Source organism: Microbacterium sp. A84, from assembly GCF_051842815.1.
Lineage (GTDB): Bacteria > Actinomycetota > Actinomycetes > Actinomycetales > Microbacteriaceae > Microbacterium.
In genome coordinates this window covers 373,179-386,770 of record NZ_JBPXMS010000003.1, presented here as the reverse complement: position 1 = coordinate 386,770, position 13,592 = coordinate 373,179, and the positions used below count along the sequence as shown (strand labels likewise).

The 13,592-nt window shown below is 64.8% G+C and carries 15 protein-coding genes; all 15 read left to right on the top strand.

Annotated features, from left to right (window positions below; translation table 11 throughout):
- The first annotated feature begins 53 nt into the window (after positions 1-53).
- The 15 genes from ACSU04_RS14445 to ACSU04_RS14375 all read left to right on the top strand — a co-directional run bounded on the left by ACSU04_RS14445 (position 54) and on the right by ACSU04_RS14375 (position 13,546).
- The gene (locus ACSU04_RS14445; protein ID WP_439290069.1) at positions 54-1,034 is read left to right on the top strand and encodes a glycosyltransferase family 2 protein; all 981 of its coding nucleotides are present in this window, start codon (positions 54-56) and stop codon (positions 1,032-1,034) included.
- Positions 1,031-2,425 (top strand): polysialyltransferase family glycosyltransferase, encoded by a 1,395-nt coding sequence (locus ACSU04_RS14440; protein WP_439290068.1) that lies wholly within the window; start codon positions 1,031-1,033, stop codon positions 2,423-2,425. The genes ACSU04_RS14445 and ACSU04_RS14440 overlap by 4 nt, the downstream gene beginning before the upstream one ends.
- Complete coding sequence (locus ACSU04_RS14435) at positions 2,422-3,654, top strand: cytidylyltransferase domain-containing protein (protein ID WP_439290067.1); 1,233 nt, start codon at positions 2,422-2,424, stop codon at positions 3,652-3,654. Before ACSU04_RS14440 ends, ACSU04_RS14435 begins: the two co-directional genes overlap by 4 nt.
- Before the next feature lie 70 nt (positions 3,655-3,724).
- The gene (locus ACSU04_RS14430; RefSeq protein WP_439290066.1) at positions 3,725-4,597 is read left to right on the top strand and encodes an N-acetylneuraminate synthase family protein; all 873 of its coding nucleotides are present in this window, start codon (positions 3,725-3,727) and stop codon (positions 4,595-4,597) included.
- Positions 4,594-6,015 carry a DUF6716 putative glycosyltransferase gene (locus tag ACSU04_RS14425; RefSeq protein WP_439290065.1) on the top strand — a complete coding sequence of 474 codons (1,422 nt, stop codon included), beginning with the start codon at positions 4,594-4,596 and terminating at the stop codon, positions 6,013-6,015. The genes ACSU04_RS14430 and ACSU04_RS14425 overlap by 4 nt, the downstream gene beginning before the upstream one ends.
- 44 nt (positions 6,016-6,059) lie before the next feature.
- A complete protein-coding gene (locus ACSU04_RS14420; protein WP_439290064.1) occupies positions 6,060-6,266 on the top strand; it encodes a type II toxin-antitoxin system VapB family antitoxin in 207 nt (68 codons plus the stop codon).
- Positions 6,263-6,703, top strand: a complete 441-nt coding sequence (locus ACSU04_RS14415; RefSeq protein WP_439290063.1) for a PIN domain-containing protein — start codon at positions 6,263-6,265, stop codon at positions 6,701-6,703. The genes ACSU04_RS14420 and ACSU04_RS14415 overlap by 4 nt, the downstream gene beginning before the upstream one ends.
- Before the next feature lie 151 nt (positions 6,704-6,854).
- The gene (gene rpsF / locus ACSU04_RS14410) at positions 6,855-7,223 is read left to right on the top strand and encodes a 30S ribosomal protein S6 (protein WP_438253718.1); all 369 of its coding nucleotides are present in this window, start codon (positions 6,855-6,857) and stop codon (positions 7,221-7,223) included.
- 5 nt (positions 7,224-7,228) lie between these two features.
- Positions 7,229-7,759, top strand: coding sequence for a single-stranded DNA-binding protein (locus ACSU04_RS14405; protein ID WP_439283192.1), 531 nt, complete (start codon positions 7,229-7,231; stop codon positions 7,757-7,759).
- 66 nt (positions 7,760-7,825) lie between these two features.
- Positions 7,826-8,080: a 30S ribosomal protein S18 gene (gene rpsR / locus ACSU04_RS14400; protein ID WP_439283190.1), complete on the top strand. Its 255-nt coding sequence runs from the start codon at positions 7,826-7,828 to the stop codon at positions 8,078-8,080.
- Positions 8,081-8,091: 11 nt separating this feature from the next.
- Entirely contained in the window at positions 8,092-8,544 is a 453-nt protein-coding gene (gene rplI, locus ACSU04_RS14395; protein ID WP_439283188.1) for a 50S ribosomal protein L9, read from the top strand.
- A gap of 257 nt (positions 8,545-8,801) precedes the next feature.
- Positions 8,802-10,097, top strand: coding sequence for an extracellular solute-binding protein (locus ACSU04_RS14390; protein WP_439290062.1), 1,296 nt, complete (start codon positions 8,802-8,804; stop codon positions 10,095-10,097).
- Between the two features lie 77 nt (positions 10,098-10,174).
- Complete coding sequence (locus tag ACSU04_RS14385) at positions 10,175-11,170, top strand: carbohydrate ABC transporter permease (protein ID WP_439283184.1); 996 nt, start codon at positions 10,175-10,177, stop codon at positions 11,168-11,170.
- Positions 11,167-12,087 carry a carbohydrate ABC transporter permease gene (locus ACSU04_RS14380; protein ID WP_439283182.1) on the top strand — a complete coding sequence of 307 codons (921 nt, stop codon included), beginning with the start codon at positions 11,167-11,169 and terminating at the stop codon, positions 12,085-12,087. The genes ACSU04_RS14385 and ACSU04_RS14380 overlap by 4 nt, the downstream gene beginning before the upstream one ends.
- Before the next feature lies 1 nt (position 12,088).
- Positions 12,089-13,546 (top strand): GH1 family beta-glucosidase, encoded by a 1,458-nt coding sequence (locus tag ACSU04_RS14375; protein ID WP_439290061.1) that lies wholly within the window; start codon positions 12,089-12,091, stop codon positions 13,544-13,546.
- Positions 13,547-13,592 lie beyond the last annotated feature (46 nt).

The following is a 13,592-nucleotide window of genomic DNA, read 5'->3' as shown; positions in this document are numbered from 1 at the left end:
CGGAAAGGCGGGAATGCGACCATGCCGGACACCGTCGACCCATCTGGAGCCCTGTGCGCACACCCCTTGTCACCGTCATTCTTCCGGCGAAGGATGCTGCGCCCTTCATCGGGACGACACTGGAGACGCTGCTGCGCCAGTTCGATGACCCAGACGCTCTGAAACTGGTCGCGATCGACGACGGATCCAGTGATGACACCGGCGTGCAGATGCGACGGTATGCGGAACGCTTCACCCATGCCGAGGTGATCACCAATCCGCGCGCCGTCGGTCTGGCCAGCGCGCGCAACCAGGGGCTGGCGCATGTGGAGGGCGACGCGTTCTGCTTCATCGACGGCGACGATTGGATGCAGCCGCACCGGCTGCAGGTGCTCTCCTCGCGACTGCGCGAGCTGGATTGCGACTTTCTGCGCACCGACCACGTCCGCGTCACGGGTGCCGAGCGCAAAATCGTGCGCGCCCCGTTTGCCTGGCGTGGCACCGTCGCATCTCCTCGCGATGCGATTCTTCCGGCGGATGACACCACGATGGTCGACTACCCGTATGCCTGGGCAGGGATTTTCCACCGCCGCATCATCGACCGTGGCCTCGCCGCGTTCCCAGAAGGCCTTTTCACCGCGGAAGATCGTCCGTGGATCTGGCGCCTGCACCTGCAGGCCGAGTCATTTGCAGTCGTGGACGCTCCCGCTCTTCTTTACCGCCGCGGCGTCTCGACGTCGCTCACCCAGGTGCGAGATCAGCGTCAGCTCGACTTCGTTCGCGCGCTCGCGCAGACGGTAGAGATCGTGAAACAGGATGCCGAGGCGGCACGCTTCCTGCCGAAAGTGGTGTGGACCGCTCTCGCGCTCAGCTCGCATCACATGGTCCGCTCACGGCAGATGCCCCCTCTGTTGCGGGCGGAGATGCGCCGCGGCATCCGCGACCTGCTCGCCATTCTTCCGGCTCGAGAGGTCACCGCTGCCCTTGAACGACTCGACGGTCCCAGGCGTCGGGTACTCGCTCGAACCCTCCGCGGAACGGGAGAGATGAGATGACCCAGCTCTTCGTTCTGCACAGCGTCTACGGGCTCGCCACGGCGGTCGCCGCCCTCGACGAGGGACTCATCGAAGCTCGTGGCCAGCGGGTCCTCGTCCCGGTCAATTCCGCCAGAGTGCCGGAGACGAGCACCGCGATCCATGAGCAGTCGAACCTTCAGACGCTGCACGGCCGGTTTGATCGCATCGAACCTCTCGACGACATCCTCTCGCCGCTGCATCCGAGTTCCTGGGATCCGGAGCCCGCTGACCTTCCGATCTTGAACCGCCTGTTCACGCGCGCCTGGGATCTTGATGATGCTGATCTCGAGCTGTTGGTGCAGAGCCCGCAGGTGGCTCCAGCCCGTACGCTTCTGTCGTTGTTCCCCGATGCGCGGATCACGATTATCGGTGACGGTCTGATGACCTACTCGCCGATCCGCGTGCAGTTGCCGCGCACGGTCGTTGAGCGGATCGGACGCGTCGTCTACGCGGATGTGGTGCCGGGCGTCGAGCCACTTGTCTTTACGGGAGGAGCGGCTACGAGAGCCGGAACGGATGCGGGAGCCAGCGCCGGAGCCGAACGGGTGCCGGTGCCGCCGGCCGCCTTCCGAAGGGCGCTCGCCGAGGCCGGTGCTGCTGACTCGCAGCTGGACGCCCTCGCGGACGGCACGCCCACCGCGCTCGTGCTCGGGCAATACCTTGCTGTGCTCGGCCTGGTCTCTGCCGAGGAGGAGATCGCCATGCAATGCGACATGGTGGATCGTGCGATGGCAGTGTGGCGACCGAAGCGGATCGTCTTCAAGCCGCACCCGTCCGCGCCACCGCTCATCTCCGCTGCAGTACGTGAGCGTGCGCGGCATCACGGCGCCGAGTTCGTCGAGTATCGCGGCGCGGAGCCCGCCGAGCTCGTTGCCGAGCGACTGGATGCGCTGGGGGTGGTCGCCGGGTTCTCCACGGCCCTGCCCACGGTGCGGGCACTGTTCGACCGACCGATCGCCGCCGCCGGCACAGCGCTCGTGCTGGGACGCCTGACCCCGTTCGAGAACAGCAACCGGGTACCCGCTACCATCGTCGACGCGCTGACCCGACCCTCATCGCCGTACCGTGATCCGGAGCGGCTGCAGCTGCTCGTCGATGCCGTCGGCTATGCGATGCAGCCGATCATCGCGGAGCACCTGCGTCCTCGAGCCGAAGAACTTCTCCGGCAGTTGGATGTGGCCGAGCGTGATCGCTACTTTTCCCGTGCGCGGCTCGCCGAACTGCGACTGCCCGGTGCCCCGCGGGAGGGGATCGGTCGTCGAGCATTCCGCTCCGCCGGTGGTGTCGGGCGCGTCGAGGAGCTCCGGTTGACGATCAAGGGTGCGCGCCGCCGGGCCGCTCACGCATGGAAGGCGATACGAGGACGATGACCAATCAAAATATCGGGACAGTGGCAGCCGGCGAGGGAATCACGGTCGCGATCATCCCCGCACGTGGCGGCTCCCAGCAGGTGCCCCGCAAGAACCTGAGCCGCATCGGCGGTATCCCGCTGGTCGAGCGCGCGGTCCGCTCTGCGGCTGGGGCCGACGGCGTCGATCTCGTCGTCGTCTCCACCGACGACGACGAGATCGCCGACGTGAGCACCGCGGCGGGCGCCCGTGTCATCCGCCGTCCGGCAGGGCTCTCCGGGAACAGCGCATCGTCCGAGAGCGCGGTCTTGCACGCCCTGGACGAGCTTGAGCGCGGGGGAGAGTCGGTCGGCGTTGTCGTCTTCGTGCAGGCCACCTCTCCGTTCATCTCCAGCGCCGGGATCGACGCTGCGGTCGACGACATCCGCTCCGACCGGTACGACAGCGTGTTCGCGGCTCATGAGACCTACGGGTTCCTCTGGCGCTGCGACGAGAACGATGCCGCGGTCGCGATCAACCACGATGCCGCGCACCGCCCGCGCCGACAGGATCGTGAGCCGCACTATTTGGAGACCGGCGCGTTCTACGCCTTCAATGCCGAGGGGTTCCGGCAGGCCGGACATCGCTTCTTCGGGCGGGTGGGCATCGTCGAGGTTCCCGAGTGGTCGGCGGTCGAGATCGACGACGCGCAGCACCTTGCCGTGGCATCCGCTCTGGCGAATCTCGTCGACGAGGCGGGCACAGTCGACGAGGCGGGCACAGTCGACGAGGCGGGCGGCATCGACGTGAGGGCTGTCGTGACCGATTTCGACGGCGTGCACACTGACGACACCGTCCTGGTGGACAGCGACGGCCGAGAACAGGTGCGAGTCAGCCGGGAGGACGGGATGGGGGTGGCCCGGCTTCGGCATGCTGGCATCCCGATGCTCATCCTTTCCACCGAGGTCAACCCCGTGGTGCGCGCCAGGGCGGACAAGCTCCGTGTGCCGGTGCTGCACGGCATCGAGGATAAGGAGTCGGCGCTCGCTGAGTGGGCGACGGAGAACCAGATCGCCCTGTCGGACATCGCCTACCTCGGAAACGACGTCAACGACCTCGGTGCGATGCGCATCGTGGGCTGGCCGGTGGCGGTCGCGAACGCCCATCCGCTGGTGCGCGCACAGGCGCGGGTGGTGCTGAGTCGCTCTGGCGGGCAGGGGGCCGTTCGGGAGCTCATTGAACGCGTTCTGACAGCCGACCGCCCTCGGTAACCCGCGATTCGCGTGGTGTTCATCATCGCGGCGTACTCAGGACTGAGGGGCCCCACGACTGGAGGACGATATGACTGTCAGCATCGGATCGCACGTAATTGGTGGCGGACGACCCGCGTACGTTATCGCGGAGATCGGCTTGAACCACAACGGTGATGTGGACATCGCTAAGCGCCTCATCGACGTCGCTGCGCGCGCCGGAGCGGATGCCGTGAAGTTCCAGAAGCGCACCCCCGAGATTTCCACGCCGCAGCACATGCGCGACGTTCCGCGGGAGACGCCGTGGGGAACGATGACGTATCTCGATTACCGCCGCCGCGTCGAGTTCGGGCGCGACGAATACGTCGAGATCGGCGATCACGCCACACTCCAAGGGTTGGACTGGTTCGCCTCCCCGTGGGATGTGCCCAGCGTCGCCTTCCTCGAGGACCTGAACGTCGTCGCTCACAAGGTCGCCTCCGCGAGTGTCACGGACATCGAGCTGCTCGACGCGATCCGTGAGACGGGGAAGCCGGTCATCCTCTCCACCGGCATGTCGACGATCGATCAGATCGACCGTGCACTGGAGACCCTCGGCACCGATCGCGTCGTGCTCATGCACGCCACCTCCACTTATCCGATGGAGCCGGATGAGGCGAACATCCGCGTCATCGCGACGCTCCGTGACCGCTACCCCGGCGTGCCGATCGGCTACTCCGGTCACGAGCGCGGACTGCAGATCTCGCTGGCCGCCATCTCACTCGGCGCTGTCGCCATCGAGCGGCACATCACGCTCGATCGGACCATGTGGGGCTCCGATCACGCCGCTTCGCTCGAGCCGACCGGCCTGGAGCACCTTGTGCGTGACATTCGTGTCATCGAGACGGCTCTCGGCGACGGCGTCAAGCGGGTCTTCCCTGGCGAGCAGGCGCCGATGGCTAAGCTGCGCCGCATCCCGGCATGAGCACGGGCGAGTTGCGGGTCGTCGCGATCGCGGATGCCGATTCTTTCGTGAAGTGGTCTGCTTCGCTGCTCGACGCCGTTCCCGGCATCCGACGGCACCTGCTGCTTGTGCGCACGCCGCTGACGGTGAGCGCCGCGCAGCAGCGGGCGGCGCTTGTTGGTACGTCGTTTCAGGACGCGGCGGTCACGCGGCTCGGCTTCGACGAGTTGGGCGGCTGGTTGGGAGGTCACCTTCCCGACGTCGTCGTGCTGGCAGGGCGGGGCCCGTTCGTGCGGCTCGTCGCGCGACAGATCGACCGGCTGACGCATCGCCCGGTGATCGTCAGTGGGCTACCAGGGATGTCGATCCCTGCCCAACGGGGAGCTCTCGAATACCGCAGAGAGAGTGATCTGCTCGTGCTGCACTCGCACCGTGAGGAGCGCGCATTCGCCGAGCTAAGCCGCCAGATCGGCGTGCCGGTCCCGACGGCGCTCGCGACGCTGCCGTTCGCGCAGCCCTCGGAGCGGGAGCACGAGCGGGCTGGGCAGGATGCCGCAGTGCGGGAGCTCGTCGGGGCTGGAGCGCGCCGGGGTTCGGTCGCAAGGGGTGGCCCCGGCTCTTTGGGGGTCGAGGCCACGCACGCCGCACCACCTGCACCACGCGCATCAGGCACAGACCTCGTGTTCGCCGCCCAGGCGCTCGTTCCCGCTGACCGCGCAGAGCGTGCCGAGCTCGCAAGCATCCTGCGCCGCGCGGCCGAGGCAGATCCAACCCGCCGTGTTGTGGTCAAGCTGCGTTCGCGGCCGGGCGAGACCGAGACGCACCTCGAGCGGGACGCCTATGCAGATCTGCTCCCCGCGCGCCCCGCGAACCTGGTGTTCTCCCATCAGCCGATGGCGGCTGCCTTGGAGAGTGCCGAGGGGTTGGTTACCGTCAGTTCCACTGCGGTCGTCGAGGCGATTGCCCGGGGCATCCCGGTGATCGCGCTTGACACATTCGGCGTGCACAAGCCGCTGTTGAACACTGTCTTCCTCGGCAGCGGGCTGCTGGGAGGAGCGGAAGAGGTCATCGGCCGGCGATTCCGGCATGCGCACCCGCGGTGGATGCGGGACAACTACTTCCACCCGGATACCGAGTCCACGTGGTGGGGCCAGGTCGAAGAACTGGTGGCGTTGCGTCGCGAGGGCAGGCTGCGTGCGAGGACTGTACCGGTCGGTCGCGGCGGTACGTTGCACGCCGCCTGGCACCGCAAGAGTGTGCTGGGCGATGAGGACCGTTCGCTCCTGGGCGCGGTCGCGCTCGCCGTCGGGACGCCGGCCGTCCGCGCGATCGTCGCGCTGCGCCGCGCCAGAGGTCGGGCAGGCGAGGACACCTGGGCGGACAACGGGACAGACTTCACGATCGCTCCGACGCCGCACCGAGACCCGATCCGCCGCTGAGGGTATATACTCAGGATAGATTTCGTATATCCTCAGGAGGTGCGATGACGAAGACGATCATTGACATTGACGACGTGCTGCTGGAACAGGCGATGCGCCTCACGGGCGCGACGACGAAGAAGGCGGCGGTCAACGAGGCGCTCGCTCAGGTCGTGCGGCGAGGCGAGGCGATGGGCTACATCGATCTGCTGCGTAGCGGCGTGGCGATCGAGCTCGATAACGCGGATGTCACCACTGATTCACAACGATGAACCAGCTCTTCCTCGTTGACAACTCTGCGCTTCAGCGGATTCATCGCTCGGATGTGGTGGCCGACGCGCTGATCGCGTTGCTGGCCATCGGTGAACTGGCGAGTTGCCTGCCGCAGTTGCTCGAGGAGGGGTACTCCGCCAGGAGCGCTGAGGAGCATCGAATCCTGATCGATGCGAGCGCAAAAGCAAAGATATTCCTGCAGCCAGACGCTGAGGTCGCGCGTATCGCTGTTGAGCTGCAGCGACGGCTGTTCGCCGCCGGACAAGGTCGATCCGTTGGTGTGAGTGATCTGCAGATCGCCGCCACTGCACTTCGGAATACGACGGGGAACCAGAGGGTGAGCGTCGTCCACTATGACGCGGACTTCGACAGCCTTGCCGCCATCGAGCCGACTTTCTCGCACCGCTGGATCGTTCCGCGGGGCTCGGTCGATTGACGTCGGTCACGACACGCCCGCAATTCCGGTAGACTGTCCAGGTTGTCTGTCTATCGGCCCGCATTCGGCGGTCTGCGGACGGACACGTGCACACACCCTCCTGCTCTCGGGAAATTCCCGGAAGCCGTTCTAGTCCGAAGGAGGTGGGTAAGTGACGCACCAGTACGAACTAATGGTCATTCTGACCCCCGAGATCGACGAGCGCCAGGTAGCCCCTACGCTCGACAAGTTCCTCAAGGTCATCACCAACGATGGTGGCACTGTGGACAAGGTCGACATCTGGGGCAAGCGCCGTCTTGCATACGAGATCCAGAAGAAGACCGAGGGCATCTACGCCGTCGTCAACTTCACGGCAACGAGCGAGACCACACAGGAGCTCGACCGTCAGCTGGGCCTGAACGAGCAGATCATGCGCACCAAGGTTCTTCGTTCAGAAGAAGCTCAGGCGATGGTTGCTTTCGAAGCTAAGCGCTCCGAAGAGAAGGCTGCTCGCAAGGCTGCCAAGGCAGCGAAGGCCTAAGACTCATGGCCGGCGAAACCGTCATTACCGTTGTGGGAAACCTCACGGCCGACCCCGAGCTGCGTTACACGCAGAACGGGCTGCCGGTGGCGAACTTCACCATCGCATCTACCCCGCGCAGCTTCGACCGTGCCGCGAACGAATGGAAGGACGGCGACGCGCTGTTCCTCCGTGCGTCCGTCTGGCGCGAGTTCGCTGAGCACGTGGCGGGTTCTCTGACGAAGGGCATGCGCGTCATCGCGCAGGGTCGCCTGCGTCAGCGCTCCTACCAGGACCGCGAAGGCAACCAGCGCACGTCGATCGAGCTGGAGGTCGACGAGATCGGCCCCTCGCTTCGGTACGCGACAGCGCAGGTTACCCGTGCGGCTTCTGGCGGTTCTGGCGCGGCTTCCGGCGGTGCCGGTGGCGGCGGTGGACAGGTGCGTCCCGCGCAGCAACAGCAGGCGTCGTCAGAGCCGTGGTCTACCCCCGGCTCGTCGACAAGTGCGGATGCGTGGAGCACTCCGGGCAGCTTCGGCGACGACACCCCGTTCTAAACAACTTCTGGATCCGGCCGCTTCGCTCGTTGAAGTGACCGGCATCCGCTCATCAAAGGAAAAACCATGGCTGGAAAGTCGAGCGGCGACCGCCGCAAGCCGCGGAAGGGTGGCAAGCCCACCGCTCCCGCGAAGTCGATCCGGGTTGGCGTCATTGATTACAAGGACGTCGCAACCCTTCGCAAGTTCGTCTCGGAGCGTGGGAAGATCCGCGCCCGTCGTATCACCGGTGTCTCGGTGCAGGAGCAGCGTCTGCTCGCCACGGCGATCAAGAACGCACGCGAAATGGCACTCCTGCCTTACGCTGGCGCTGGCCGTTAAGGGGTATTGAGATGGCAAAGCTGATTCTCACGAATGAGGTCTCCGGGCTCGGTAGTGCCGGTGACGTTGTCGAGGTCAAGAACGGGTTCGCCCGTAACTACCTCATCCCCCAGGGCTTCGCTACGGCGTGGACCCGCGGTGGTGCAAAGCAGGTCGAATCGATCCAGGCTGCACGCAAGGCGCGTGCGATCCACGATCGTGACGAGGCTGTGGCTCTCAAGAACACGATCGAGGGCACGAAGGTTCGCCTGGCCGTCAAGGCTGGCGCTTCCGGACGCCTGTTCGGTTCGGTCAAGACTGATCACGTCGCTGCTGCGGTCGAGGCTGCTGGCCTCGGCTCGATCGACAAGCGCAAGGTGACCATCACCGCGCCGATCAAGTCGACGGGTAACCACGAGGCAACCGTGCGTCTGCACGACGACCTTGTGGCCGTCATCACCCTTCAGGTCGTCGCGGCCAAGTAGTTCGCAACACCTTCGCGAGACGCCTTCTGCCCATCAGGGCAGGGGGCGTTTTGCGTTGCGACACAGCCGACCTGATTCGACCGCGGCATCCAGCTAGATGCACGGGCATGCGCTGAAGAATCTATGGGAGCGCGCCCATTTGTTGTTGACAGACTCTGACAATTGGGCATATTGTCGCTATAAATCAACGGAGAGTGCTCTCAATCCGAAAATGCAAGCGCTCCCATTGCCACCTCGCGCACACAAGGAAGTGAACCGTGAAATCATCACGAAGCAGGATCGCCGCAACCCTCGCCGGTGCCACAGCGCTGGCGCTCATCGCAACAGGCTGCTCGTCGGGCGGTGGTGACGCCGGCGGTGACGAGAACATCACGCTGTCGATCACGACCTTCGGCACGATGGGAGTCGAGGCGAACTACGAGCAGTACATGAATGACAATCCGAACATCACGATCGAGGCGACCAACCTTGAAGGCGGTGGCGCGGCCCGAGACGACGCGTATGCGAAGATCGCGGCCGGGACCGGGTTGAGTGACATCGTCGCAATCGAAGAGGGCTGGCTGGGCACGATCGCCGAGGTCTCGGACGCCTTCGTCGACCTGCGCGATTACGGCATCGAGGACGCCAAGGACAGCTGGCTCGACTGGAAGTATGCACAGGGCACCGGCTCTGACGGACAGGTCATCGGCGCGGGTCTGGACATCGGTCCGCAGGGTCTGTGCTACCGCGGAGACCTTTTCGAAGCCGCCGGTCTTCCCAGCGAGCGCGCGGAGGTCGCGGAGTACCTGGGCGGCGATGACGCCACGTGGGAGCGCTTCTTCGAGGTCGGAAAGGAATACGTCGACGACACCGGCAAGGCGTTCTACCACAGCCCGCGATTCTTCTGGAACTCCTTCGTGAACCAGCAGGAGGAGGGCTACTACAAGAAGGACGGCGAGACTCTCAACATCAAGGACAACGAGGTGCTGAAAGAGCACTTCGCGAAGATCGTCGAAGCAGAGAAGGCCGGTCTCGGCGCGGGCCTGCCGGGCTGGGAGGTCGGACCTGAAGCCAAAGCTGGCGACTTCGCCGTCTACATGTGCCCGAGCTGGATGCTGGGCATCGTGCAGGGTTACTACGACGAGGGCACCACTGACAGTGGTTGGGACTTCGCAAACGTGCTGCCCGGCGGCTCAGCGAACTGGGGCGGTGCGTTCCTGGGTGTCTCCTCGGCCTCCGAGCACCCTGAGGAAGCAGCCAAGCTCGCGCTGTGGCTCGCCTCGCCTGAGCAGCAGGCCGCAGCGTTTGAAGTAGCCGGCCCATACCCGAGCACGCCGAAGGGGCAGGAGCTCGTCGCAGACACGACTAGCAAGTTCTTCAACGATGCGCCCGTCGGTGAGATCTTCGCGAATCGTGCGGAGGGTGTCGTCGCCCAGGTCAAGGGACCGGAGGACTCGAACATTCAGGACAACGTGTTCGGCCCGATCTTCGACCGGGTCAGTCAGGGTGAGGTCACCGATCCCGACAAGGCCTGGGATGAAGCGATGACTCTGCTCGACCAACTCGTCGGCTGATCCTCGTGGGTGGCTCGGCGCGCCGCGCCGAGCCACCGCTCATCCACCTCATCCACCTCTCGCGGATTGGCTCAACGATGACCAGCTCACCGGGCCGCACGGCCCGTTCCGCACTGACGTTCCGCCAGAAGGTCAGTCGCTTCGACTACAGGTTCTCCCCTTACCTCTATGTCGCCCCGTTCTTCATCCTGTTCGCTCTGATCGGCATCTTCCCGATCGCGTACACGCTGAACGTGTCGCTGTACGACTGGAACCTACTCAAGGGGCAGGGCGACTTCGTCGGACTTCAGAACTACATCGCTGTTCTGACCGACCCGTTCTTCTGGAATTCGTTCCGAAACACCATCAGCATCTTCCTGCTCTCCGCCATCCCACAGCTCATCGTCGCCACTATCGTCGCGGCACTCCTGGATCAGGCGATCAAAGCAAAGACCTTCTGGCGCATGAGTATTCTGATCCCGTACATCGTCGCGCCCGTCGCGGTGACGGTGATCTTCCTACAGGTGTTCAACCAGTACCACGGCCCGATCGCCGGCCTGCTCGAACTGTTCGGGCTCGACCCAATCCGCTGGGCATTCGACGTCTTCCCCTCGCATGTCGCCATTGCCACCATGGTGAACTGGCGCTGGACCGGGTACAACACGCTTCTGCTGCTGGCGGCCATGCAGGCCGTCCCGCGCGATGTGTACGAATCGGCCACACTCGACGGGGCGGGCAAAATACGCCGTTTCTGGTCCATTACCATTCCCATGATTCGTCCCACGATCATCTTCGTCGTCATCACTGCGACCATCGGCGGGCTGCAGATCTTCACCGAACCGAAGCTCTTCGACAGCCGAACCAACGGTGGCAGTGGCCGTCAGTTCCAGACAGTCGTGCTCTACCTCTACGAACTGGCGTTCCCCCGGCGTGACTTCGGTCGCGCTTCAGCGACCGCATGGATTCTCTTCATCGTCATCGTGCTCGTGGGGCTGCTCAGCTACGCGGCAACGCGAACGGTGCGCACCGCCGATGCGAAGGCATCCCGCGCCAGCCGAATATCTGCCCGAACGAAGCAGGAGGTGTCATCATGACCGCCATCGTCACGCCGCCGCAGGCAGCACCGAGGGCACCGCACGATGATCTTCGGGTCGCAGCCCGTGAGCGTCGCGCCAAGCGAGCACGCGCCTACGAACGCCCCGGCCTGCTGACCTACGCCCTGCTGACCGCGTTCTTCGTCGGTTCGGCATTCCCCCTGTGGTGGTCGTTCGTGATCGCCAGCCGCCAGTCGTCGGATACCAATGTCGTGCCACCGGTCGCGATCCCCGGCCCGAACTTTCTGGGCAACGCCGCGAAGGTGTTCGAGACGGTCCCGTTCATGCTGGCGCTGCTGAACAGCACCATCATCGCGGGCGCGATCACGATCTCCGTGGTGTTCTTCTCCACGCTCGCCGGCTACGCGTTCGCGAAGCTGCGCTTTCGAGGACGCACAGGTCTGCTGCTGACGGTGATCGCTACGATGGCGATTCCAACACAGCTCGGCATCATCCCGATGTTCATGCTGATGGCTGAATGGAAATGGACCGGAACGCTGCAGGCCGTGATCGTGCCCGGTCTGGTCACCGCATTCGGCGTGTTCTTCATGCGGCAGTTTCTGGTTGACGTGATTCCGGACGAGCTTATCGAGGCCGCACGTATGGACGGCGCCAGCATGTGGGGTACGTTCCAGCATGTGGCGATCCCGGCGGCCCGGCCGGGTATGGCGGTGCTCGCGCTGTTCACCTTCATGGCATCTTGGACCGACTATCTGTGGCCGATGCTCGTGCTTGGTCCGCGAAATCCGAACGTGCAGACGGCGCTGGCAACGCTCAGCGCCAGCGGCGGGCAGAACCCCGACACCGCCATGGTGCTCGCAGGTGCCGTGCTGTCAGTCATCCCCCTTCTCATCCTCTTCTTCGTCGCGGGCAAACAGCTCGTGGCCGGAATCATGCAAGGCGCAGTGAAAGGCTGACATGACCATTGAGATAGACGCCCACACTCGCGAGAGCCCGGAAATCAGTGCGAGTCCCGACTACCGGGACTCGGGGCTCGAGTTTCCCGCGGAGTTCGTGATCGGGGCCGCGACGGCCTCGTACCAGATCGAGGGCGCCGCGACCGCGGATGGTCGCGGTCCATCCATCTGGGACACTTTCAGCGCTAGCCCGGGCAAGATCGTCGGCGGTGACACCGGCGCTGTCGCAGACGATCATTACAATCGTCTTGAGTCAGATCTCGACCTGATGGCCGAGCTCGGTCTCGAGGCCTACCGTTTCTCGATCGCATGGCCACGGATCCAGCCGCTCGGATCCGGCCCGGTGAACCGGACCGGTCTTGACTTCTACAGTCGTCTCGTCGACGGGCTGATCGCCCGTGGCATCCGCCCGATGGCCACGCTTTACCACTGGGATCTCCCGCAGGCGCTCGAGGATGCCGGTGGGTGGACCAACCGCGAGACGGCACACCGATTCGCGGAGTACACACGCCACGTCGCTGAGGTTCTCGGTGACCGCGTACGGGTGTGGACCACGCTAAACGAGCCGTGGTGCAGCGCCTTCCTCGGTTACGGTTCGGGCGGTCACGCGCCGGGACGCACCGACGGTGCAGCGGCACTCGCTGCCATGCATCACCTCAACCTCGCGCACGGCCTCGCGGTGCAGGTTCTCCGCGAGGTGGTCCCGCAGGCAGAGGTCTCAGTCACCCTCAACTTCCACGTCGTCCGTGGGGAGGACGGCGCGGACGCGGAGGCAGTACGTCGGATCGACGCGCTCGCGAACCGTGCGTTCACCGGGCCGATGCTCGTCGGCGGCTATCCGGACGACCTCATCGAGAACACCGCATCGGTGACGGACTGGTCGTTTGTGCTCCCCGGTGACACGGAGATCATCCATCAGAGCATCGATTTTCTTGGGGTCAACTATTACTCGACCACCCTGGTGCGCACGTGGGACGGCATCTCCGACCGCCAGCACGCGGACGGCCATAAAGGCGCCGCCGGATCGTCGTGGCCAGGGAGCGAAGATGTCGAGTTCGTGCGTCAGGACGGACCGTACACCGCGATGGGCTGGAACATCGCTCCGGACGGGCTCGAGGACCTGCTGCTCAGGCTCAGCGGCGAGCATCCCACACTGCCGCTGATGATCACTGAGAACGGCGCGGCCTTCGACGACACGCTAGTCGATGACCGAGTGCGTGACGAGGCCCGCGTCGACTATCTGCGTCGCCATTTCACCGCGGCGCACCGCGCGATGCAACAGGGCGTCGACCTGCGCGGATACCTCGTCTGGTCGCTTTTCGACAATTTCGAGTGGGGCTATGGTTTCAGCAAACGCTTCGGAATCGTGTACGTCGATTACAACACGCAGAAGCGCACAGTCAAGGACAGCGGGAAGTGGGTGACACGGCTCATTGACGGCCACGCGATTCCGGCGTGAAGAGCATGCCGCCGTAGCGTACGGTGAAGAAGTCCACCTCCAAAAG